Here is a 23443-nt window from a genome sequence, read left to right on the forward strand (position 1 = left end):
AATTTATTCCTATTAAACATAGACTTGCTACGCCCCTAATTGGACCAAAACAGAAACAAATTGATACATGACGCAGTTATACTACTTTCAGCACCAACATAGGGTCAACATCCATTTTCATATTTTAAACCAACAAGCCCCCAAATTAACAACAAAACACCAAGAAATAGTCATAAAATACAATGGGTTAAAAAATAAGAAATAAGTTCAATTTTTTATAAAATTTTTCTTGGTGCTAATTTAAAAACACAGAATCGGAACATGGGATTAACAAAAAACAAAGAGATTGGTTAGTTTATGCTCAAACCCATCAATTGTTGATTGGAAAAAGTACACCTGAAAAATGTTGTGAGGGATCTACTTTGATACTGGTGTTTATGATCTCACAATATATAAAGCTTTTTTATAAAAAATTAATTTAACACGTGAGTCATCTGCAATGATGATTTATTACTCGTAAAGGTCGCTATATCGACAAAATTGTTAATAAGCCTTCTTTCCCAGTGAGAAGCAAGGCATATCCTATTTGCTCTAACAGGTAGAAATAGATTGATCTTCCAATTCACTTGAAAGGCAAATAGGCTCTAATGCAAATCGAAGCTTTGTTGTCCATCAGAACGAATTGATAATTTTGAAGCATTTGGAAGCATCTGATATATAGGCAAAATTTGTTTTTCAACGTATTGATAATAATCAATATCTACGAGCTTGCCTTGCTGCGCGAACTTTGGCCCATCAGTACTTAAGTAATACGGTATTTGCGCCCCCTTTTTGGCGGTCTGCAACAATCCATCTTCGATAGCCTGTTTCGCCGCTTTTACCTGAGGAGGGATATTTTTTGTATATAACTCAACAGACTTACCAAGCTTCTTTTTGTAAACGAGCTTTTCGTCTACTTTTCCAGCGAAAATCTGATTTATATATTGGTGGGTGATCTCAACCGTGTCGAGCCCATCAAACAGCGCGCGAATAATTGCTTGTTGATATTCTTTGGCGATTTCCGTCCAATCACTACGCACGGTCTCCATGCCTTTAAAAACCAGCTTGTGCTTGCCAAGCTCTGTGATCTGCCCAACATATCGCTTTTTAGAGCCGACTTCTTGACCACGAATGGTAGGCATAAAGAATGGGCTATAGTGTGTTTCAAACTCTATTTCTAAATGACTGTGGAGGCCAAAGCTTTCCATCAGCAATGCGCGCCAGCGCTCGTTAATTTCCATCATCAACTGCTTGCCTATTGTTTGGCATGCTTCGCTACTCAAAGACTCAGGTAAACAGACGAAAGTTGAGTCAGTATCACCATAGATCACTTCATATCCGAGCTCTTCAATCCAAGCTCGAGTTTGTTGCATTATTTGATGACCGCGCATCGTTATTGAGCTTGCAAGACGTGGATCGTAAAAACGACAGCCTTTTGACCCAAGTACGCCGTACAAGCTATTCATGATGATTTTTATCGCCTGTGAGAGCATCATATCTTTGTCTAATTTGGCTTGTTCACGTGCGCTGGAAAGCGCTGCGACTAATCCCGGTAAATGATGTTCCGTGCGACTAAATTTACCTTTATTAAAGCCATCTATAGCATGCTCAGGATGCTGTAACCCTTCTATCAACCCCATAGGGTCTATGCAAAAAGTGCGGATAATTGAGGGGTAAAGGCTTTTAAAATCCAGCACCAAAATATTTTGGTAGAGGCCCGGCTTTGAATCCATGACATAACCACCAGGACTGTCAAAGTTAATGCCATGCTCAGATAAGTTTGGTGCAATGTAACCGCTACGGTGCAATAAGGGTAAATACAAGTTGGTAAACGCAGCGACTGAGCCACCCATTTTCTCAAGCTCCAGTCCCGTCAGCTGAGTTCGAGCGAGGGCAAATTCAAGTAAGTTTAGTTTACTAAAAATGTCTAACACCAATTGACAATCTTGTAAGTTATACGCCGCGAGCGCAGGTTTATCATGATGAAACTGTCTGATGATTTCCTCAAGCCTGTCATCTTGTGCAATAAGCTTGGTGCGACCCAAAATCTTCTCAGCCACAAAGCTCAGTTTAAATGTTTCAAAGTGATAGGTCGCATTTTTCATCATATCGATGCCATCTAGCATCACTCTCCCCGGAATAAACACCCGGGTATAGTTACCTTTGAAGGTCGACATCGCTCCGCCATCTCGCCCTATCGTAAGTGCGACACTGTTAGCCTGCGCGCGTTCCACAAGTATTGCGGCATCGAACTCAATCACGTTCCATCCGATTAACACATCTGGGTCTAAACGATTCACTTGCTTGACCAGCTCTTCTAGTAACGCAATTTCATCTTCAACCCAAACTACATTGACGGCAGCATGTTGCGCCTCACCTATCATGATCACTAGTTTTTCCGTATCGGTCGCTAGACCTACCGAAAATAAGACCCCCTCGCCGTTGCATTCTATATCGATAGAAAGCATTTCAAGGTGTGGTCTATAATCATCGCAAGCCTTAAATTGCGCCTGAGTAATTTCAATGTAGCCCGGTTTTTGCGTGGCTTTACCTTTGACCCAAGCGGCTCCGCGAATAAAGCGCTCCATTAAATAGCGGTCGGAATGGCGAATATCCTCTTCATATAATGCGACTTTATTTTCAAGTAGCTGTTTTGCGTCATAGAAGTGGCTCAAGGTGCGAAATTTTACAACACAAACAGGGGCTTGATCGAAGTGCTTTAATTGACTTGGCGAGATACTACACTGCAACTGAGCGCGACTTAGCAGCTGTTCTACTTCTGTTTTTTTATCTTGTTTAATGAAAAAAAGTGGCTGCTCATCCTCTACCCACACCTTGAGTAACTGGTGTTGCGATTTGAGCCAATAACACAAGCGCAGTTGGCCACTTACCTGCATCTGCTGTCTCGATAAAACAAAGCCCTGATATATCGCTTGTGCCAACTCCAATACCACCCTAAAATAGACGAATCACTGTAATTATATCCACCTGTTTATTGAACATAAAGTCACAAACAGAATAAAACCTATCCGTTAACGCAGTGATTAACTAAAAATCGAGACTCAAGTGGTAGGCTTGCTTTATATCAGGACTCTAGGCTAAATAGATTATGCTCTCAGACAAACTAAAAAAAACCATCCGCCAAGCACATCAAAATGTCGCCTCTGCTTTAGATGGCTTTCGTCCTCGTCCGAGTCAAAATTATCTGGTCGCCGAAATCGCAAAAACACTCTCAGGTGATTATCACCGCACTCAACGTATTTGCGTGATTGAAGCAGGTACAGGTACCGGAAAATCTTTAGCCTATCTACTCGGAGCGCTTCCTGTCGCACTCTCAAGTAAAAAGAAACTCGTCATTTCAACCGCAACCGTCGCCTTACAAGAACAATTGATCAACAAAGAGTTGCCGTTTTTAAAAGAACATTCAGGCATAGACTTCAAGTTTGACCTTGTAAAAGGTCGTCAACGCTACATTTGTGTACAAAAACTGATGGCTGCCGTCAGCGATGATGAGATGCAAATGTCGATGATGCCGACAACCAGCAGCCCACTTTCTCAAATGGAGCAAAAATGCTTAAGAGAGTTAGCACTTGCATACCAAGAAAAGCGCTGGCAAGGTGACAGAGATAGCTGGGAAGACACAATTCCAGATAAAGTTTGGAATGTTATCGCTTGTGATAAACACGCTTGCCAACGGCAATTAAAATCTCATCATTTATGTCCTTTTCATTTAGCGCGACAAAAGATCGCACAAATGGATGTGCTAGTGATTAATCACGCTTTGTTACTGGCCGACTTAGAATTGGGTGGTGGAACGATATTACCAGAACCAGAAGAAACATTTTATGTAATTGACGAAGCGCACCACCTGCCCCATATTACCAGAGATTTTTCTTCCGCCGCGGCGACGATTAAAGGCACTATCGAGTGGCTAGAAAAGCTACTTAAGTTTAGCGGAAAAATGGCAAACACCGTGGTTTCACAAAAAGCCATTGGGCAGAATTTCAAACTGAATGATGCAGCCAATGACGCTGCAAAGTACCTTAGAGCGGTAAGGGATATACTCGATCAGAGCGACTTTACTTATAACGATGACGATACCTACCGCTTTAGTCATGGCGAAGTACCAGAGGCGCTCACTGTAAAAGCAAAAGATATTGCGGATGCCACGCAAGATGCACTGCGTTGTCTTACCAAGATGCATGATGCACTATCGGGCGATGTTTCAGACGGCGATGTGCAAGCTTTTTTAGCCGACCCGTTATTGGTTGAAAGCGGTCAATATATCAACCGGCTTGAGCAACTCAACAAACTCTGGTTTAGCTACGCGCGAAAAGGCGACAGCGTGCCTCATGCAAGGTGGATAAAACGCTTAGAATACAAACATCATCACGACCATTTACTTTGTGATTGTCCGATCGAAGTCGGCTATTATTTGAAGGATAACCTCTGGCGTGAGTGTGCAGGCGCGGTGCTCTGCTCCGCAACCCTCAGTGCTTTGGGCACATTTGATCATTTCGCCCACGAAAGTGGGTTGGCAAAAGAGCCAGGTGTTAAATATATCAAAGCTGATTCTCCGTTTGATTATCCCAATCAAGCGACATTGCATTTGCCAAAAACCCAAACAGATCCAACGGATAAAGCCTTTAGCGATTATTTAGCGGATGCCCTGCCAACCTATTTAGACACCAATAAGGCCAACCTTGTCCTGTTTGCCTCTTATTGGCAAATGAATCATGTGGTAGAAAAATTAAGAGGTAAAAATCTTAATATTTTGGTACAGGGGGAGCTTTCCCGTGATGCCTTACTCACTCGTCACAAAGCAAATATCGACTTAGGTCGCGGCAGTATCTTATTTGGTACACAAAGCCTATCCGAGGGGCTAGATTTACCCGGCAAATACCTAGAGAACCTCGTGGTGACTAAGATCCCTTTCGCCGTGCCAACCTCTCCTATTGAAGAGGCTCAAGCGGAATTCGTGCAAAGTAAAGGTGGGAATCCATTTTTATCTATCACTGTACCCGATGCTGCAAAGAAATTAGTACAAAGCTGTGGTAGACTGCTGCGTAAAGAATCAGACTCCGGCCGTATCACCATCTTAGATAGACGTTTAGTTACAAAACGTTATGGCAAAGCCATGCTTGATACTCTGCCACCATACAAAAGGCAAATTGATTAATAATGTTTGAACTCGCTTTAGATCCCACAACTTGGGGGTTACTTTGCTTAGTCGCACTGGCTGCTGGATTTATTGATGCAATTGCAGGTGGCGGTGGGCTGCTAACTGTGCCAGCCTTGCTTACTGCGGGCCTTCCTCCACATTTAACCTTAGGTACTAACAAGCTTGCCGCGAGTTTTGGTTCCTTAACCGCGAGCTTTACCTACTACAAAAAGCAGTTATTCAAGCCTAGCTTTTGGATTGGCTCCATTATTGCCACTGCGATAGGTGCCGTATTGGGCACACTACTTGTCGACTTTCTAAGTATCGAGTTTTTAAACAAGCTTATTCCCGTAATTATCATCGCTGTCGCAATTTATAGCTTAGTCGGTAGGCTAAGCCCAACAGACTCCCATACTTTGCCTGAGGCTAACCGAGCACTCAAAATCAAACAATGGACACAAGGTTTGTCGTTGGGATTTTTTGATGGTATGGCAGGGCCTGGTACTGGCACGTTTTGGACTGCGTCCAACAGTATGCTCTATAAAATGAGCTTACTTTTAAACTGCGGCCTTGCTCGTTCAATGAACTTTGTTTCCAACTTTATTTCGCTTATCACCTTTGTAGCCCTGGGTCATGTTAACTTTATGCTGGGTATCACCATGGGCGCATTTTTAATGTTTGGTGCTTGGCTCGGTGCGCATTCAGCTATTAAGTTTGGCAACAAACTGATCAAACCTCTCTTTAACACTGTGGTTATTGTACTTGCGGGCAAGCTTATTTTTGAGGCGTATTTCTCGTGAGTACAGGACTTATCAAGCTTGAGCAACAAGTCAGCCGCTTAAAGCAACAAGCAGCGCAATTTGACTCAGCAAAATGGTTTGATAAGAATCGTTATATGCAGGCACAGCCCAGCTTATTTGATGCCCGTGTATTTCGCACTAAAAGCTTAAAGCTCAGCGACTATGTTGAAGAAATAGTAGAAGCAATGTCCCATCTGCCGCCAAGCGAACAGCGTCACGCCTTTGCATTCGCCATCGAACGAATAGGTTCGCAAATGGAAGCTGTGTTGAAGGTGTTAAAATCAACCCCTGTCTGGGCGAAAGAAAACAAACTGAATACACCAAAAAAAGCCAAAGTGTATAAGAAGGCAGTGCAGAAGATTATGCAGTCGTCCCATGAGTTATATCAGGAGCTGTCGCAAAATCATGAGTTTGAGCGTCGGTTGCAAGAAATGATTGACCTCAGAAGACTACAGATGGATAAGGCAGCTCCCTCTCAGGCTGCCAAACTCAATGCCGAAATATTAGCCCTTCATGCTCGTCTTGGCCGCTGTAGAAAAGCCATTTCGGCCACAGAGCAAAAAATTCAAGAAGTTGAGAAAAGTCAGAGCCGTTAATGCTTTACTACCACCCTATTTATAGCGAGCTAAATCTACCTGAAAAGCACCGCTTCCCTATCAACAAGTATAAAAAATTATACCAACGAATAAACGCCAGTAAGTTTGCTAAATTTATCAAAGAACCCGAGCAAAAAATCACAGCTGATGCGCTACAACTTTGCCACGATAGTAATTACGTTGATGCCTTTTTAAACGGCACGTTGAGCGAAAAAGCCATTAAGAAAATGGGCTTTCCTTGGAGTGAACAACTCGTACAGCGCACTTTGATTTCTTTAGGGGGCGGTCTAGCGGCAGCAAAATATGCGCTCGAATATGGATTTGGAGCAAACTTAAGCGGCGGCTATCATCACGCACATCGCGATTTTGGTAGTGGCTTTTGCATATTTAATGATTGGGCGGTGGTCGCAGCAACGCTCATTGCCCATCAACAGGTTGAGCGCGTGCTAATCTTTGATTGTGACGTGCATCAAGGCGATGGCACTGCAACAATCGTTGCAGATAGAGACGATATCATTACTTGCTCCATCCACTGTGAAAGTAACTTTCCTCGCGTTAAACCGCAATCCGATTTGGACTTTGCCTTGCCTGTGAATACACAGGACGCGCAATATGTGGCAACCGTCCGCGAAGCCTTACAACTGGCAGTTCGATTATACCAGCCAGACATCGTCCTCTATAACGCCGGCGCAGATGTGTATCAAGGTGATGAACTAGGACACTTTAGTGTTTCAAAGCAAGGTGTTAGGGCTCGAGATTCGATTGTATTTGAGTATGCGCATCATCTTAATATTCCATTAGCTTTTGCCCTAGGTGGGGGCTATCAGCGCGACGTTGATCATCTTGTAGATATACATCAACAAACCTTTTTGGCTTTGTTCGATAACCCCGCTATTATGATATAAACTTAAAAGGAATGTGCAGGAGGCTGTATGAAGTTACATGATGATATTCATAATTATTATGAAAAGTTAGTAGTCGAACATATCGTCCGTCGTAAGTTAGATAAAATCTATGATGAGGACGTAATGGCTGACTTTTGTTGTACCGTTTTGAACCAACTGCCATCGCGCTATATTCGCTACGATGTAGACATGGAGTTTTACCTGCCTCAGCCCGAGCGTGCGAAGATGGAGCAAGCGGTAGAGCGTGCAATTGATTTTGCCATTGCACAAATCGCTAAAAAGGAACAATTTCAAGTATGAGTACCCCTTTAGAACAAGCACCAACTCATGTAAAACTTGCTGTCGACCTCATTATGTTGTTGGAGGAGCATGATCTTCCTGCGGAGGAAGTCATTGCTGCACTTGACATTGTCAGATCTGATTTTCAAAACAAACTAAACAACCAACAAAAAACTTAACATTAGATATACATTTAAGTCATACTTCTATTTTAACCTTAGATTCTAATCGTTAGCGGTTGTGCAAAACGGCACAACTGCATTTATTAAGGAAAGCAGTATGACAACAACACAACTCCCCTTATTGTCCCTCGCAATTGTTGCAGCGTCTACACAATACGCTTACGCCAATGACTTTGCGGCATTAGACGAAGCCCTACCAGCACCCTACATTATCAATGGTACTGAACCTGTGTTCGATTTTGACGGTGATGGTTGCCTCCCGAGTGCTGGGATCAGTAGAACTGGCGTGCAAAATTCAGGGCTAAAGACATCGGGGCGCATCACAGGTGATTGCCGAGATAATCAATTTTTAAATACTTCTAATACTGTGCATCGCTACGCTTGTAAAACCACTGCTAGCGGCGAGTATTGTGGACATTTCTATGCACTTTACTTTAAAAAAGACCAAGTGTTTGATTATTTTGGTGGTGGTCATCGACATGACTGGGAATATGCGGCGGTATGGACTCGAGATGGCATAGTTACACACGGTAGCTATAGCGCACATGGTGACTTATTCACTAAACCCGCCAATGAGCTACCATTCGAGAACGGTCATTTAAAAATTGTCTATCATAAAGATGGTATTTTGACCCATGCACTACGCTTCGCCAAATCAAACGAAATCGCTGAAAATAACTATCATCGCTTTGTTACTCCCACAATCATTAGTTGGAATAAAATGACTGGGGATGGAATTTCCAACTCCGAATTACGAGAAAAGCTAAATCAGTATGATTATGGCTCTGCCACCCTGCCCGTAAAAGATAATCGTTTCCTCAATAACCTCAATCGCTTTAAACCAGGTGAATATCCAACTTACGCGCAAAGTGATGTAGATAACGCTCAATGATCATTACGAGCAACTTGCTTCGCTGACTGGTGAACTAATTCAGTGCGTTAGCCAACATCTTGCTGTTGCCTGCGCATTTTTGCTCGCTCTAGTTTATATTGTGCAAAGAAGATACTATCCATTTCACTCGTTTGCGGATCGATAAAATAGGCGATATCGCTTCGGTGTGGTTCAGGTGAAAAGTGCTTGCCATCTTCCCAATAAAGCACAGCATGTTTAACTAACTCACCAAGGTAGGTGTGATCCCATGCATAATGGCTAAAGCCATAGTGTTCCCCCAAATTAGGTGAATATTCTTTTTCAATATATTTCGCCTGCCCGGTATTTTTGTAATCCGCAAATTGTTTAGCATCTTGCTCCGCCGATTGTGGATCAGTGAAATAGGCAATATCACACCTAGGTGGTAAGGCTTGAGGTAATCCAAACTTATCCGTAACACCACTGCACTTTACGACTATCCATTGCACAAAATGCGCTCCGATAATATGGTCCCATTTTAACGCAACGTACATATAACCTCCTTTTGAACATCATTTATCAATTATTGCTAAGAACTGATCATACTCGGCTAAGTTTAGCCACTTCTATTGATCTTACTAGTACAAGTTCATTTGCCTTTAATTCAGATCAAAAAGTTTTTCAAACTACAAAAAAGCGTTACAAGGTATTACAAAAGTACGTTTTATCGCTGATTTTTGCTAATTTATCGCGAACTTTGGTAAACGTGAAATTCATCTTACTGGCACTTTTTTTACATCACACTACAATGCAGAAAAAGCAAGATTGGAAATATACTAAATGAACGTGACACGCAGTTCGCTAAAAAATCCAGCGAGTGTAATTGTCATCTTGGTGTTGATTATTTTATTTGGGCTGTTAAGTATATTTAAACTGCCCATACAGTTGACACCAGATATTGAGCAACCACAGATCACGATTTTCTCGGGATGGCGCCAAGCAGCACCAGAAGAAATAGAATCGGTGATCATCGAACCGCTAGAAAATGCGGTAAAAAACACACCCGGTGCACTTGAGGTTAATACTAACATCAATCGTGGTAATGGCTCTATTACACTAACATTTGCGGTGGGTGCAAATATGCAACAAGCGATGTTAGATGTGCTAACAAGCTTAAATCAGGCCCCACCGTTGCCACTTGATGCGCTAGACCCAGTCGTTTTCGCCGGCGGTAATAACGGTGAAGCAGCAGCCACTTTGCTGGTCACGCCCAAAGACTATCAGTCAAATAGTCTTGATTTTGATATGGCGCAGTTTCAAAAGCAAATCGACGAGTTTATTGAACCAAGACTTGCACGTATTCCTGGCGTAGCACGCGTTGATCTTGCGAGTGAGCGGCCAAAAGAGCTGCGTATTACTTTCGACCCACACAAAGCCGCCGCGCTTGGTATTAGTTTAGATCAAATCAGTAATGTACTTGCGAGCTCTCGCGATACCTCTGGAGGTCTCGCCAACGTTGGACGTCGCCAATATACCGTGCGATTCACCGGCCAATACGACCTTTCCAGTATGGCCCAAATGCGTGTCGGCTATTCTGGGGACAGGCCTATCTACTTAGGTGATATTGCAAGTGTTGAGCGCACCTTCTCAGACCGTTTGGGCATGAGTGGTCGCAATGGTAAACCGGCCTATTATATTCGGATCTCGCGGGCCAACGAAGCAAATACCGTTGCCTTGCTTGATGAGATCAACCTTGCAATTGATGAACTAAACCAAGGGCCGCTGGCTGAGAATGGCTTGTCGATTGAACTCAGTTTTGATGCCTCTGTCCACATTCGTAATGCACTTTCTTTAGTAAAAAGTAATTTAGGCCTTGGGGTACTCTTATCTTGTTTAATTCTGTGGCTATTTTTTAGAGGCTTAAAAGCAACCTTGGTGATTGCAGCTACAATCCCAGTTTCATTGATGGTCGCCTTTTTAGCACTTAATATCTTTGACCGTAGTCTTAATGTGATCTCGCTGGCGGGGTTAGCATTTGCAGTGGGCCTTGTACTAGACGCCGCAATCATAGTCCAAGAGAATATCTCACGCTTAAGAGCAGAAGGATTCGATAACAAAAAAGCCGCCTTAAAAGGAGCAGCACAAGTGACCGGAGCATTATTTGCTTCGACAACCACCAGCGTCGCCATCTTTTTACCTATTCTCTTTATGGCAGGTATTGAGGGGCAACTATTCTCCGATTTAGCACTGACACTTTCGATTGCCGTTATTGCGTCAATGTTGTGTGCTATTACCCTTATTCCACTGGCAAACCATTTGTGGCCAGACTCTGAACTAAAGCCAGATCCTTATCATAAATACTGGCAAAAGCTCACCAATTTCATCATGAAGTTGACCAATAATAGAGTAAAGCAACTTACTTGGATTGCCGTATTATTGGGTGGCTCGGTGGTTACAACCATGACCATGCTGCCAAAAACTGACTTTATGCCAAGAGCCCCCACCGATGGCTTTTTCTTTAGCCTAGTGACACCACCTGGAGGCAACGTACAGTTTATGGAAGAAGAATTGCTGCTGCGTGTTAAAAAGCGCTTAATGCCCTATTATCAAGGCGAAAAAGAACCTGGTATTAAAGACTTTAATTTCTATGCGTTTGGTTCTAATGCAGGGGGTTTTATCTACTCAGCCGACCCTCAACGTGTGGAAGAGTTGATGAAAGTGGCCAAAGAAGAAATCTTCGTTGACCTTCCCGATACTCAAGTGTTTTTCTTTCGCGGCTCCATGATCCAAGTCGCCAACGGTGGCGATGGTCGCGATATCAATATTGACCTTACAGGTCCCAATATGGACGACTTAATCTCAGGTGCGCAAGTGGCTTTGCAAGCAGTACAAACCGCGCTTCCAGAGGCAACTGCCAGACCTCAGCCGCGATTGGATATGGCAGAGCCAGAGCTTAGATTAACGCCTAACGATCGCAGGATCACCCAAGCGGGATTAACCCGTCGAGATGTGTCTCAAGCGGTACAAGCTTATACCGGTGGATTATTCGTCAATGAGTATTTTGATGGTAACGAGCGTATGAACGTTATTCTTCGTGGTATCCCTTGGCAAAGCCCTGAGGAACTAAAAGCCTTGCCTATCGTAACGCCTCAGTCAGGAATTCAAACTCTCGGCGAGTTGGCAAATATAGAACGTACGGTTGGCCCAACGCAACTGCGACGTGTCAACGGCCGTCGCACGGTCAGCATTGTTGTCACACCTCCAGCTGATATGAGCCTGCAGCAAGTGCAAACCATCTTGAGTGAACAGGTAATGCCAAAAGTGCGCGCAAGCCTGCCGGCCAGTGCCGGTGCTATTTTGGCGGGGAATGCGCAAAAGATGAATTCCGCAATGGAAGAAATGGCACTGAATTTTGTCCTTGCGTTGTTCATTTTGTTTTTGTTGATGACCGCGCTATTTAAGTCCGCCAAAGACAGCGCCTTGGTATTGTTAGTGATGCCACTGGCTATCGCAGGTGGCGTGCTGGCTCTGTATATCTTAAACCTCTTTACCTTTCAGTCCTTGGATTTACTGACCATGATAGGTTTTATTATCTTGCTTGGGCTGGTCGTTAACAATGCCATTCTACTGGTGGATCAGACTCGTGTAGCGATGGCATCGGGTATGAGCCGTGAAGCGTCGGTCAGACAAGCAGTGTTACTAAGAGCAAGACCCGTTTACTTGAGCACCTTGACCAGTCTGTTTGGCATGCTGCCACTAATGCTCATGCCCGGCGTCGGCTCAGAAATCTACCGTGGCCTTGCTACCGTCATCGTCGGTGGCATGGCTATCAGTGCATTATTTACCTTAGTGTTGATGCCAAGTTTATTGCAACTTGGGCGGCAAACTCCGCCATCCGAAACAAACAAATCAACGGCCAAAGCCCCGCTCAGCCTAGTTGCCAATCAGTGAGTAGTGAGAACAGAATGAAAAACCCAATAAAACAGACACTTCAGGCCCTAGCACTGTGTGCTGGGATCGTTGCGCCACAAGTCGTCGCCGTGGTGCCAGTCACCGTCGCTGAAGTGACAAAAGCCCCTCTCACGAGCGAAATTGAAGTCAGTGGCACACTTTATGGGAAAGACGATGTGACGCTGACCGCAGGAGTTAGTGGCCGTTTGTTGTACGTAGCAGAACCCGGTACCAGTGTCGCGAAAGACGAAATCTTAGTGCGGATGGACACACTCCCACTGGAACTCGATAAGGCCCGCCAAGCCGAATTATTAAATCGAGCCAAGATCAATTTACGCTTATATCAACAAGAATTGACTCGATTAAAAAAGCTCGCAAAAACCAGCAGTGCGGCAGAGAGCCAAGTCGATGAAATGCAAAATAAACATGACCTAGCGCTGTCAGATATCGCCTTAGCAGAAGTCGAACTTAAGGTTATTGACGATAAGTTGTCCCGCGCAACGGTCCGTGCACCATTTGATGGCGTTATCAGTGAACGTTTTAAGCGCGCGGGTCGGGAAATAAACCGTGCCGATGAACTGCTCACCATATTAGATATCCATCATCTTGAAGTTCGCTTATATGTGCCAGTTAAGTACTTGAAGTTTTTGCAAAAAGGCATAGCGCTGCCAATACGTTCTGGCGACTTATCTCAGCCAGATAATACGTCAGCAAAAGTCACAGCAGTGATCCCCTCAACCGATCCGCGCTCACAAACCGTTGAAGTGCGTGCAGCACTGGCAGCAGATCAAACCCATACGTGGGCAATTGGCCAATTAGTTGATGTCGCAGTGCCGCTCACTAGCAAACAAGCCGTATTGCTGGTTGACCGAGACGCCTTGATATTACGTAAGCAAGGCACCCATATCGTCAAAATAGACGAGCAAAATAAAGCCGAACAAATTCCTGTCACCGTCGGCAATGGCAAAGGCCAATGGGTTGAAATTACTCCCCGCACCAGCGATATCTTACATGCCGGTGATAGAGTCGCGGTTCGCGGCGCAGAGCGTCTACAAACAGGACAAGACGTTGAGGTGACAAACCCTTAATCGCACCAGTTACTAGCCCAATGAGCTCACTCATGGACGAGCGGCTCATTTTTCTTTTCTACCCCACACGATATTCTCCCTTTTTGATCTATCGTAAAACCAGTTAAACTAGCGCTATCTAAGAGTTAGGGGGTGTTATGAAACGAACCAAATTAGTGAATCAATTAACGGAATTACTAAAGCCATTTCAAATTAACGATTACTGTCCAAATGGTCTGCAAGTAGAAGGAACTGACGAAATCCAAAAAATCGTCACGGGTGTTACCGCCAGCCAAGCTTTAATTGATGCCGCTATTGAACGTGGTGCAGATGCCATTTTGGTTCATCACGGCTATTTTTGGAAAGGGGAAGATCAATGTGTCACTGGCATGAAAAAGCGCCGCCTACAAGCCCTGCTTGCCAATGACATCAACTTAATCGCTTACCACCTCCCACTAGATGTTCATCCTGAACTCGGGAATAATGCACAGCTCGGTAAGTTACTTGGGCTTGAATTTGAAAGACCGCTTGAACCTTGGAATAAAAATAGCGTAGCGGTAAAAGGAAAATTAACGACGCCAATGACAGCTGTTGATTTTGCCGCTTTAGTTGAAGAGAAGCTCGGTAGAAAGCCGCTCTTAAATGTTGCAGGCGATCATCCAATTAGCACTATTGCTTGGTGTACAGGTGGTGGGCAAAGCTTTATCGATCTCGCAGCAAGCCAAGGCATTGATGCCTACTTAACGGGTGAAGCATCAGAGCAAACCATTCATTCATCTAACGAGCAACAGATCCACTTTATTGCGGCGGGACATCATGCCACAGAGCGATACGGCGCGAAGGCACTTGGCGAATATTTGGCTGCACAATATGGTTTGGATGTTGAATTTATTGATATCGACAACCCAGTTTAATACCACTTTGCTTAACTAAGTGACCTCGCACATGGCTAGAAAAAAGCAGCAGCAAAAACCGGCACCGACAGATAGAAACTTTGCTGAACTAACGCACAAGTTTAAAAACAATATCTATGGCACCAATAAAGGTAAAATCAGAGAAGCGGTGCTCAAGCGTGACTTAAGCACACAAGTTAACTGGCTAACGCAATCAAGTGGCAAACGCATATTAGATGTTGGCGGCGGACAAGGGCAATTAGCGCTCTTTCTAGCTTCGCTTGGCCACCATGTCACTGTGATTGATATTTCAGAAGAGATGCTCGAACTTGCCAAAACGCGCGCGAATGAAGCTGGACTAAATGACCACCTTCATTTTATCCACGCGCCTCTGCAAGCGCTCGATACGCTGAACTTAGGACAATTCGACTTAGTATTGTGCCATGCGGTGCTTGAATGGTTGGTTGAGCAACAAAGTGCACTTATGCTGCTAAAGGCGCAGCTAAGCAAAACTGGCTTGCTTTCGCTAATGTATTTCAACCATGAGGCGCATCTGATGGCCAATATGGTGTACGGTAACTTCGACTATGTGCAAAAAGATCTTAAGGTAAAACAAAAAGTAGGTCTCAGCCCCAATAAGCCAATTAGCCAAACTGATATGGCAACTTGGCTTGATGAGGCAAAGCTCAACGTTATTCAAAAAACCGGTGTTCGCTGTTTTCATGACTACTTAAGGGAGTTAAATAAGGCGGATGAAGGTTTTGATGCTTTGCTCGCTTTAGAGCTTAAATACAATCGTCAAGAGCCTTATGCGTCTCTAGGTCGCTATACCCACTTGATGTTAAAAAAAGCGTAAGTACAGCACTGCTTACGCTTCTTCCGCTCTTAGGGTTAACACTTCAACACCGTCGTCTGTTACCAGCACCGTATGCTCCCACTGCGCCGATAGCTTTTTATCTCGAGTTACCACAGTCCAGCCATCTTTTTTGGTTTTAATTTTTGCGCTTCCCTGATTGATCATCGGCTCAATGGTAAAGGTCATCCCCGGCTTTAGCGTCATCCCGGTATTTGCTTTGCCATAGTGCAATACATTTGGCGCTTCATGCATTTCTCTACCGATCCCATGACCACAATACTCGCGTACCACAGTGTAACCGGCTTTCTCAGCCACTTGCTGTACAGCCGCACCGATGTCCCCAAGCTTTGCTCCTGGTTTGACCATTTTTATTCCAGCCCACATCGCTTGGTAAGTCGTTGCCACTAATTTTTTGGCCGGGAGTAATGCTTCAGGCATTACGTACATTTTGCTGGAGTCGCTGATAAAGCCATTTTTCTCGAGTGTAATATCGATGTTTACAATATCTGAAGACTTTAAGATTTGCGATTTACTCGGCACACCATGACACACAACCTCATTTACAGAGCTATTGAGGACGAACTGATAACCATACTGACCAAGGCTGGCTGGACGCGCTTTAAGCTCATCAACAATAAAGTTGTGCACTTTGTCATTAATCTCTAGCGTAGAAATTCCAGGTTCAATCCAACTATCAATGTAGTCAAACACCTGCGTAAGCAATCGCCCACTTTCGCGCATCAATTGGATCTCATCAGCGGTTTTGAAGGTAACCTCTTGCATCTCAATTTCCTTTTGGCTGTTGTAACTTTACTCGTGACATCTCTGCCGCAATGATCTCTGTAAACGTAAGCGTTGGATTACGCTCGGCAAGTCGCCCAATTTTAATCCAGAACTCAGCCTGTGAATTGATTGAACGCGACATCACAGTGCTCGCTTCACGGATCTCATCGTGTAGTTCATCTGAAATTTTTACGATACCCACTTATATAAACCATATACATATCATATATACTTTATATAATAACGAAGTTGCGGAACAATGCAAAATCTAATGCCAATTCACTTATTATTTTGAAGCAAAAAATTTGAGGCAAAAAAATACACCGCTTCGGCGGTGCATTCCGTATTTCAAGCTTAGGTTGACTCACTAAAAGCTATAGCGCATCCCTAATTGCCAATTGAACGGTTCGCCGTGCATTACGTAGCCGTCCCAAGATGAAATACTGTTGTAGTAACTTTCATCCAGTAGATTGTTGAAGTTAAGCGACACACTAAGCTGTTCACTCACTTCATATCTTGCCATTAAATTAAGTAACGCACCGGAAGATTGTGTGATCTTATACGCCTCACTACCGCCGCCCGGCAATGGCCTTTGTGGTATTGCATAAAAGCTACCTTGCCAATTAATTCCAAGCCCCGCAGTAAAGCCGTCAACAAACGCGCTAAAGTCATAGGTGGTATACAGGTTGATCAGCTCTTTGGGCTGATCCGTTAACAGCTCTTTGCCATCTTTTGATTCAGTTTTGTGTTTTGATAGCCCTAAGCTGATATTCCACTGCTCATTGATAGAGCCTGTAAATTCAACTTCAAAGCCTTCTGTCGTATCGCCTTCACCGCGCTGAATATATGGTCTATTGCCCTGCGGAGTTAGATAGCTGTCTGGGTAATTTGGATCGGCAATCGCAAGTCCATTCTCAACATTGCGATACACCGCCGCTGTAAAGTTCAAGGTGTCATCAAGTAGCTCACCTTTTATCCCTAGCTCATAGCTTTCGCCTGTGCTTGGGTCGAGCATTTTATCATTGATATCAAAATAGGCTTGCGGCTGAAATGCCTCTGTGTAGCTCGCGTAAACACTATATTGTTCATTAATATCAACCACGAGTCCGGCATAAGGCGTAACTTCTGTATCTACCTTTTCATGATAGCGATTACGAAGAAACTTACCGTTATTAGGATCATAAAGGTCAATATCATACTCCCAATTGGTGATCCTAGCGCCAACAATAAGCTTAACATCATCATGCGGGTTAACACGCACGGCCACAAACCCACCACTAGAGTCTGTTACCGTCAAACTATCACGGCCTAAATCTTTAAATGGATAGCGCGGCACGTCACCTGTCCAATCATGAAAATTTAACCCTTCCAATGAAATCGTGGTTTGGTCGGCTTCATTACCAAATGACGTACGCTCTCGCTTGAATTGGTTATAGCTAAAAATAACATCATGCGTACGACCAAATAGCTCAACTGGGCCTTGGAGTGACAAGTCTATTGTCTTTTGTTCATCTTCAGAGCTACTTATTACAGCACTGTATCCGAATCCATTATCGCTGCTGCCATCTGGGTTGATAGGCCCATCAGGATAGACGAAAAAGAGCTGCCCACCTTGCATCTCAATAGTATTGTAAGTCGCGATGGCATGGAGTTGCCAATCGTTTTCAAACGCGTGATCAAGCCCAACAAAATAGGTGTATTCTTCGATTGGCCAGCTACTCCATTTTGCCGTCATCCCGGTGTCACCACGGCGTCCCTGATAGCGACTACCATCAGCGTAAAAGTAAGGTTGAGAGTGGCTATTTATCGCCCCTTTCGAAGCGGTATCAGCATATTCTACACCGAGTCGTAATAAGGTGTAATCGGTCAGATCTGCCTCAATAGTAGAATATATGGACGTCTTCTCTTGGCTATAACGCTCAATGTAAGAATCTCTTTCATAATGTGCAGCAACAAAGCGGCCACGAATACTGCCTTCTTGGTTTAACCCACTCGCCACATCCACCTCTGCTCGGTAATTATCCCAACTACCAGCCGAAACCGCCACGCTGCCCTTAAACTCATCGCTTGTTGCACGTTTTCTTACTAAGTTTACGGTGGCGGTTGGGTCACCAACGCCAGTTAATAAACCATTTGCACCACGTACAATCTCCACGCGCTCATAAGCAACCGCATCCCCGTTTACATTCGGTCTTCGGCCACCAGGAAACTGTTGCACACCGTCGATTTGGATTAAATTGACATCACCGCCACGTACAGAAAAACGTGTCCTATCAAGACTGGCTCCCCGCTTTGCATAAAAGCCAGTTGCATGTTCCAAGATCTCATCAATGTTAACCGTTTGCCAATCTTGCATCATTTGATTTGTGATAACGGTCACCGCTTGAGGCGTTTCACGCTGTGATAAAATCATTTTTAATGCCGCTTTGTTTGCAGATTCAGTGTAATTTTTTACACTCGTACCTGTCACATAAATATGTTCTAGTTCCTGAGCCCTACCGTCACCCGCAGCATCAGCTGCTAGCGCATCATCGGCAACTTCAGCAGCATGTGCATTGCCATGTAATGAAAACAGCACAAAAGTGGCGCAAAGAGAGAGTTTTAAAGAATGGTTTAGTGTACGTGGAGATGAAGATCGCATCGTTTTTCCCTAAATTAACTTCATTACGAAAACGATAGTGATTATCATTTATATTAATATTTGTTTCAAGTCCCTATTTTAGTTATGTGGAGTTATTTTAAGCACAATAAAATGTGGCAGCGACCAACCTCTGTTAAACTTTGCCGTCTCCCTTTTGTTTTTTTACTCTCTGCTATTGACTCAAAAAAGTAGGGGATCCCCTACTTTTTCACCACAGGTAGAGACTCTGCCAACCACTTATTCATATCACCTTCTAGGTGTTTTAAGGTGTAGCCTTTTGGCGCTAGTGCCTCAATAAAGATGCCAGCCCTACGTCCAGATCGGCAATACACAACGAGTGGTGTATTTGTCAGTTTAGCTAGCTCTTCCTGATGTGTCTCAATCTCATTAAAAGGAATGTTTATTGCCCCTTTGATATGTCCTGCGGCAAATTCTTCAGGGCTTCGCACGTCCACTATGGTGTAAGCGTCTGCAGACATTTGGTTTATCATCAGCGCTTGCTGTGTGATCGTTTCCGGTTGTGCATAGCAAACACTGCTAACAAACCACATAAAGCCAATAATCAATTTTCTCATTTTTTAGTCTCCTTTTTGTATAATCCATCAAATACCATTTGCCACTTGTCGGCGCCTTGCTTACTCTGCCAAACCTGACGTACGGTACCATCTGGATTCGCAGTCCATGTTATCTTATCCGTCACCTTAATACCTGCTGCATTTATTCTATCCCCTTGTAATACCATTTTCCCTTCACGAAACTCACCATCTAACTGTAACAACAACCCACTATTATCCACCCAAGTTTGATGCCAACGATGAGTGGATACATCATAAATATTTATACTCTCACCACGATACCCAAGCTCAGTGGTATAATTCTCTTTAATGACACAACCATCATACTCTCGGGTAATGCGATTACGTCCATACTCAATGCCTCCTACGCTCGTTACCGACCAATCTCCAAGCCAAAAATCAAACTGCCTAAATCCTTGATCTTCACATTTAGCTAAGCTACTGCAGCTAAAAAACAAAATACTAATAACCAGCCATATCTTCATTTCACTAACTCCTTATACCTGACTTTGTTAGCTTAGCGGGGATTAACCAAACAGCTAAAGAAATCGGGAAATACTCCGATACAGTTAGCAATAGAGATAACAAGGATAACGTTATGGAAATTCAAATGAAGCCACATCACTTTGCCGGCGCACAAGACGCAAGTAGAGAAACACCTACTGCCACGAGTAATTCCACAGAAGAAACGGAAGAAAAACCTACAAATGAAGCCATATTGACGGAGTTTATGGACAAAAAGGCAAAGAAATACAAAGACAACAACCCAAATTTTAAGCAACAATATGAAGCGCTAGAAGAGTCAGAAGCCCTATTAAAGGATCAGGTAGAGCATTTACAGCAGCTTATTTCCGAATTGATGAAAGCGCCTTTACAACGAACAATGAAAATATCCGATGAGAGTAATATCGACACTCCTTCACAGCACGACGCCACGCTCAGATACGAGCATACCGGTGCCAAACAATATCGCGACAAAGAGACTGAAAAACAAATCGAGATCTTAACCCGTCAACTTGATGAGCTAAAAGCACAATATGCAGATGTAAAACAACAGATGATCCAGATGGTACGAGACGAAATGACCAGACAGCGCGATAAAAGATACGAAACCTAATATCAGTTGTTCATCACTTTTAACTTTTGTTCATTTAAGTATGGCTGTAGTCGCGGCAGGCAGTTTTTTACTGAATCGCTCCCCCTGCGTGGTTACTATACCAATTTTCACAATTAAAATTGCCGCTGAATTTTTATTCACAAAAATTCAGCCACCATTTTATCCACTAAAAATAAGTTATATAAAAATCATACGGTTAAGAAAAGCAATACAAGCGTCCATGTGTATTATGCGCGAACTTAAGTACGTTTTAATAAAATAAAACCATTAAAAAAGAATAAAAAACCACGTTGATTTTTTACTCAAAAACACAAAAAGCTAAAACACAAAACTTGGTCAACAAATAATACAAAATGAAAACATTGGCAAAAAATATTTAATTATAAAAACCACTGACTTTTCAAATACAATACCGCTTCTTTAAATAGCAACCATCATCCACGGATTCATTGAGCTCCAATAATGCAGTTAAAAAAACTATCTATCTCTAACCAAATAACGTTAAGTTTCACCTTACTTTTTGTCATTTTCATTGGTGTTGGCCTGATGAGCTACCAAGGAATGAAAGAAGTAAACGCCAACCTGAACGACATAGTCAGAACCAGCATTCCATCAATGGAAACCATCAAAGACATTAAAATTGACTTAGCAACGATACGAAAAGATGAGTTTAGTACTGCGCTAAACCCTGAAGATCCAGAGGTGCATAACTGGCTCACTATTTTAAGAGATTTGAAAAAATCACTCAATGATAAGGTAGCATTTTATCAATCATTACCTGTCAGCAAAGAAGAAAAAGCTTTGTTCGGTGCCTTCATTACCGCTTGGCAGCGATACGCCAATGCCACGTATAGTTATGAGAGCCTCATTCTAAGTGGTAATGCCAAAGAAGCAAATCGAATTATTTTGGATAGTTACCCACTGTTTGCCAACGCCATGTCTGAGCTTAGCGAATTGGAAGCTTTGAATGATAGTAGTGTTGAAAAGTCCGAGCGCTCGGCTATATCGGCAGTTAATAGTACCCTATTCACCTTGGCGATTTCCGGAATACTCGTTGCAGTGACCATAGTAGTTATCTGTATGCTGCTGAGTAAAACGATTAAAACACCGCTTGCTTTATCCGTGGATCTTGCAAGTAAAATAGCCCGTGGTGAACTAAATCACGCGATTACTGTTGAAGATACAGGTAAAAACGAGCTCGGTTTATTGACCCAATCTTTGGAAAAAATGCGTTCACAGTTACACGCTTTGATCACCATAATCAATGATTCAGCCATCCAATTAACCGCTGCGGTGGAAGAAGTGAATGCTATTTCTTACCAAAATGCACAAGGTATGAATGTACAACAGAATGAATTGCAATCCGTCGCATCCGCGATGACACAGATGCAAGCGGCAATTAGCGAAGTCGCTAAAAGTACAGAAATGGGCGCTGAATCAGCAAATCAGGCGAGCGAAAAAGCCAGAGAAGGCAGCGATGCACTTAAATCAAATATCAATCATATTTCAGAAGTTGCACAAACGGTGACATCTGCAGGCGAGCTTGCCAATAATCTCGAGAAAAACTCACACAACATTAATGTGGTTGTTGACGTGATCAGAGAAATCGCGGAGCAAACAAATCTATTGGCATTAAATGCCGCCATTGAAGCCGCTCGTGCAGGCGCCCAGGGACGTGGTTTTGCCGTTGTTGCGGATGAAGTTCGCTCACTGGCCCAACGCACTCAAGATTCAACCACACAAATTGTTGAAATCGTCAACGACCTACAAACCAAGTCGAAGGAAACCGGTGTGGCAACCAAGAGCTGTGAACAAGGTATTGCACTTTGTGTTGAGCAATCAGAAGTCGCTGGTAATATGATACATCAAATTGAATCTCAGATTGATAGCATCGCAGCAATGAGTACGCAGATCGCGTCAGCTTGTCATCAACAATCAGTTGTTTCTGAGGAGCTGAATAAAAATATCGAGACTATCAATTACTCGGCCGTTGAAATGACCGAAGGCGCTAACCAAACCGCAACGGCGTGTAACGAAATGAGTAAACTTGCCCACGACTTAAAGTCACAAGTCGACAAATTTACGCTTTAGTAACTGGGCAAATTTTTGCTATTTTAGTGGCTCTAAATGAGAGACCTTTAACACAGTTAGCATCAAATTTGCTCTTTCAGATTGAGTCAGTATTAAGACAAATTGGTATCACAGAAATGTGTAAAACCAGAGCTTGAACACAAGCTCTGGTTAATGGAAATTAGCCTCACACAATTTAGTGCTGAATGCTAGTTTCCTGCCTGTAGGCTTTGATGATTAGTTTGACATTCAAGGTCGTCTTTTAACAGAAGTACTACTAAATACAGCACTCCTAAGGGTAGTGCAAATGTCAACATTACTCCGATAAACGCAGCAAGTTTAGGTTGCTGTGTTTTACGCGTGCCCAAAAAGTACGACAGCGCGCCCATAACCACAAACGGTACGAGCAGCAGAAAAAGCACACTCAAATCCCACACAAAATAACCAGCTAAAGTATTAGATTCATCCATATTAATTTCCTTATTTTTACAATCGCGATCAAATTATACACAGCTAACTCTAATTTGCATCTGTAAATTGATTTGCGTTATCGGGTTTCTACCGATTTCCTTTACGTTTCAGGTCCCGTTCCCCCTTTGCTCACTTAGTTTTTTGTAGATAAAGTTCAAGACTACATACTTCAAACGTTATTTGAGCATTTGTAGCATGTGTTAGCCTCCGTTTCACTACACTTAAAGAGTAAAGCGCACACCAAAGTAGTCACTGTGCGCTGCATAC

At 43.3% G+C, this 23443-nt stretch carries 21 protein-coding genes; 13 read left to right on the forward strand and 8 right to left on the reverse strand.

Annotated features, from left to right (window positions below; translation table 11 throughout):
* Positions 1-584 precede the first annotated feature (584 nt).
* Positions 585-2921 (reverse strand): DNA polymerase II, encoded by a 2337-nt coding sequence (locus tag DRB05_RS10770; RefSeq protein ID WP_128726935.1) that lies wholly within the window; start codon positions 2919-2921, stop codon positions 585-587.
* Positions 2922-3088: 167 nt separating this feature from the next.
* Here DRB05_RS10770 and dinG point away from each other — a divergent pair, with 167 nt between their 5' ends.
* The 7 genes from dinG to DRB05_RS10805 all read left to right on the forward strand — a co-directional run bounded on the left by dinG (position 3089) and on the right by DRB05_RS10805 (position 8794).
* Positions 3089-5158, forward strand: coding sequence for an ATP-dependent DNA helicase DinG (dinG, locus tag DRB05_RS10775; RefSeq protein WP_128726936.1), 2070 nt, complete (start codon positions 3089-3091; stop codon positions 5156-5158).
* 2 nt (positions 5159-5160) lie between these two features.
* Positions 5161-5940: a TSUP family transporter gene (locus tag DRB05_RS10780; RefSeq protein WP_128726937.1), complete on the forward strand. Its 780-nt coding sequence runs from the start codon at positions 5161-5163 to the stop codon at positions 5938-5940.
* Entirely contained in the window at positions 5937-6536 is a 600-nt protein-coding gene (locus tag DRB05_RS10785; RefSeq protein ID WP_128726938.1) for a primosomal replication protein, read from the forward strand. Before DRB05_RS10780 ends, DRB05_RS10785 begins: the two co-directional genes overlap by 4 nt.
* On the forward strand, positions 6536-7441 hold the full coding sequence (locus tag DRB05_RS10790; RefSeq protein WP_128726939.1) for a histone deacetylase: 906 nt from the start codon (positions 6536-6538) through the stop codon (positions 7439-7441). Before DRB05_RS10785 ends, DRB05_RS10790 begins: the two co-directional genes overlap by 1 nt.
* Before the next feature lie 27 nt (positions 7442-7468).
* A complete protein-coding gene (locus tag DRB05_RS10795; protein WP_128726940.1) occupies positions 7469-7741 on the forward strand; it encodes a late competence development ComFB family protein in 273 nt (90 codons plus the stop codon).
* The gene (locus DRB05_RS10800; protein ID WP_128726941.1) at positions 7738-7899 is read left to right on the forward strand and encodes a DUF2496 domain-containing protein; all 162 of its coding nucleotides are present in this window, start codon (positions 7738-7740) and stop codon (positions 7897-7899) included. Before DRB05_RS10795 ends, DRB05_RS10800 begins: the two co-directional genes overlap by 4 nt.
* 100 nt (positions 7900-7999) lie before the next feature.
* Positions 8000-8794, forward strand: coding sequence for an NPP1 family protein (locus DRB05_RS10805; RefSeq protein WP_128726942.1), 795 nt, complete (start codon positions 8000-8002; stop codon positions 8792-8794).
* Positions 8795-8841: 47 nt separating this feature from the next.
* Here DRB05_RS10805 and DRB05_RS10810 read toward each other — a convergent pair whose 3' ends face one another.
* Complete coding sequence (locus tag DRB05_RS10810; protein WP_128726943.1) at positions 8842-9306, reverse strand: hypothetical protein; 465 nt, start codon at positions 9304-9306, stop codon at positions 8842-8844.
* A gap of 286 nt (positions 9307-9592) precedes the next feature.
* On the opposite strand from DRB05_RS10810, the gene DRB05_RS10815 reads away from it, so the two are divergent.
* From DRB05_RS10815 to DRB05_RS10830, 4 genes are all read left to right on the forward strand, one after another.
* Entirely contained in the window at positions 9593-12703 is a 3111-nt protein-coding gene (locus DRB05_RS10815) for an efflux RND transporter permease subunit (RefSeq protein ID WP_128726944.1), read from the forward strand.
* Between the two features lie 14 nt (positions 12704-12717).
* A complete protein-coding gene (locus DRB05_RS10820) occupies positions 12718-13791 on the forward strand; it encodes an efflux RND transporter periplasmic adaptor subunit (protein WP_128726945.1) in 1074 nt (357 codons plus the stop codon).
* A 137-nt stretch (positions 13792-13928) separates the two neighbouring features.
* A complete protein-coding gene (locus DRB05_RS10825) occupies positions 13929-14684 on the forward strand; it encodes a Nif3-like dinuclear metal center hexameric protein (RefSeq protein WP_128726946.1) in 756 nt (251 codons plus the stop codon).
* Positions 14685-14715: 31 nt separating this feature from the next.
* Positions 14716-15519 carry a methyltransferase domain-containing protein gene (locus DRB05_RS10830; RefSeq protein ID WP_128726947.1) on the forward strand — a complete coding sequence of 268 codons (804 nt, stop codon included), beginning with the start codon at positions 14716-14718 and terminating at the stop codon, positions 15517-15519.
* 12 nt (positions 15520-15531) lie between these two features.
* Here DRB05_RS10830 and map read toward each other — a convergent pair whose 3' ends face one another.
* From map to DRB05_RS10855, 5 genes are all read right to left on the reverse strand, one after another.
* Positions 15532-16302, reverse strand: a complete 771-nt coding sequence (gene map / locus DRB05_RS10835) for a type I methionyl aminopeptidase (RefSeq protein WP_128726948.1) — start codon at positions 16300-16302, stop codon at positions 15532-15534.
* Between the two features lies 1 nt (position 16303).
* Positions 16304-16504: a ParD-like family protein gene (locus DRB05_RS10840; protein WP_128726949.1), complete on the reverse strand. Its 201-nt coding sequence runs from the start codon at positions 16502-16504 to the stop codon at positions 16304-16306.
* Positions 16505-16669: 165 nt separating this feature from the next.
* Entirely contained in the window at positions 16670-18943 is a 2274-nt protein-coding gene (locus DRB05_RS10845; RefSeq protein ID WP_128726950.1) for a TonB-dependent siderophore receptor, read from the reverse strand.
* Between the two features lie 200 nt (positions 18944-19143).
* Positions 19144-19518: a rhodanese-like domain-containing protein gene (locus DRB05_RS10850; protein WP_128726951.1), complete on the reverse strand. Its 375-nt coding sequence runs from the start codon at positions 19516-19518 to the stop codon at positions 19144-19146.
* Positions 19515-20003: a hypothetical protein gene (locus DRB05_RS10855; RefSeq protein WP_128726952.1), complete on the reverse strand. Its 489-nt coding sequence runs from the start codon at positions 20001-20003 to the stop codon at positions 19515-19517. Before DRB05_RS10855 ends, DRB05_RS10850 begins: the two co-directional genes overlap by 4 nt.
* Positions 20004-20116: 113 nt before the next feature.
* Between DRB05_RS10855 and DRB05_RS10860 the strand changes: the two genes are divergently transcribed.
* Both DRB05_RS10860 and DRB05_RS10865 read left to right on the forward strand, forming a co-directional pair.
* Complete coding sequence (locus tag DRB05_RS10860; RefSeq protein WP_128726953.1) at positions 20117-20635, forward strand: hypothetical protein; 519 nt, start codon at positions 20117-20119, stop codon at positions 20633-20635.
* Between the two features lie 462 nt (positions 20636-21097).
* Positions 21098-22726 (forward strand): methyl-accepting chemotaxis protein, encoded by a 1629-nt coding sequence (locus DRB05_RS10865; protein WP_128726954.1) that lies wholly within the window; start codon positions 21098-21100, stop codon positions 22724-22726.
* A 188-nt stretch (positions 22727-22914) separates the two neighbouring features.
* Here DRB05_RS10865 and DRB05_RS10870 read toward each other — a convergent pair whose 3' ends face one another.
* A complete protein-coding gene (locus DRB05_RS10870) occupies positions 22915-23175 on the reverse strand; it encodes a hypothetical protein (RefSeq protein ID WP_128726955.1) in 261 nt (86 codons plus the stop codon).
* Positions 23176-23443: the final 268 nt, after the last annotated feature.

This window comes from Pseudoalteromonas sp. A757, assembly GCF_004103285.1.
GTDB classification, from domain to species: Bacteria; Pseudomonadota; Gammaproteobacteria; order Enterobacterales; family Alteromonadaceae; genus Pseudoalteromonas; species Pseudoalteromonas galatheae.

Coding starts and splice junctions, on each gene's coding strand:
- dinG (WP_128726936.1), top strand. CDS start 3,089: ATGCTCTCAGACAAACTAAAAAAAACCATCCGCCAAGCACATCAAAAT.
- DRB05_RS10780 (WP_128726937.1), top strand. CDS start 5,161: ATGTTTGAACTCGCTTTAGATCCCACAACTTGGGGGTTACTTTGCTTA.
- DRB05_RS10790 (WP_128726939.1), top strand. CDS start 6,536: ATGCTTTACTACCACCCTATTTATAGCGAGCTAAATCTACCTGAAAAG.
- DRB05_RS10795 (WP_128726940.1), top strand. CDS start 7,469: ATGAAGTTACATGATGATATTCATAATTATTATGAAAAGTTAGTAGTC.
- DRB05_RS10800 (WP_128726941.1), top strand. CDS start 7,738: ATGAGTACCCCTTTAGAACAAGCACCAACTCATGTAAAACTTGCTGTC.
- DRB05_RS10805 (WP_128726942.1), top strand. CDS start 8,000: ATGACAACAACACAACTCCCCTTATTGTCCCTCGCAATTGTTGCAGCG.
- DRB05_RS10810 (WP_128726943.1), bottom strand. CDS start 9,306: ATGTACGTTGCGTTAAAATGGGACCATATTATCGGAGCGCATTTTGTG.
- DRB05_RS10815 (WP_128726944.1), top strand. CDS start 9,593: ATGAACGTGACACGCAGTTCGCTAAAAAATCCAGCGAGTGTAATTGTC.
- DRB05_RS10820 (WP_128726945.1), top strand. CDS start 12,718: ATGAAAAACCCAATAAAACAGACACTTCAGGCCCTAGCACTGTGTGCT.
- DRB05_RS10825 (WP_128726946.1), top strand. CDS start 13,929: ATGAAACGAACCAAATTAGTGAATCAATTAACGGAATTACTAAAGCCA.
- DRB05_RS10830 (WP_128726947.1), top strand. CDS start 14,716: ATGGCTAGAAAAAAGCAGCAGCAAAAACCGGCACCGACAGATAGAAAC.
- map (WP_128726948.1), bottom strand. CDS start 16,302: ATGCAAGAGGTTACCTTCAAAACCGCTGATGAGATCCAATTGATGCGC.
- DRB05_RS10845 (WP_128726950.1), bottom strand. CDS start 18,943: ATGCGATCTTCATCTCCACGTACACTAAACCATTCTTTAAAACTCTCT.
- DRB05_RS10850 (WP_128726951.1), bottom strand. CDS start 19,518: ATGAGAAAATTGATTATTGGCTTTATGTGGTTTGTTAGCAGTGTTTGC.
- DRB05_RS10855 (WP_128726952.1), bottom strand. CDS start 20,003: ATGAAGATATGGCTGGTTATTAGTATTTTGTTTTTTAGCTGCAGTAGC.
- DRB05_RS10860 (WP_128726953.1), top strand. CDS start 20,117: ATGGAAATTCAAATGAAGCCACATCACTTTGCCGGCGCACAAGACGCA.
- DRB05_RS10865 (WP_128726954.1), top strand. CDS start 21,098: ATGCAGTTAAAAAAACTATCTATCTCTAACCAAATAACGTTAAGTTTC.
- DRB05_RS10870 (WP_128726955.1), bottom strand. CDS start 23,175: ATGGATGAATCTAATACTTTAGCTGGTTATTTTGTGTGGGATTTGAGT.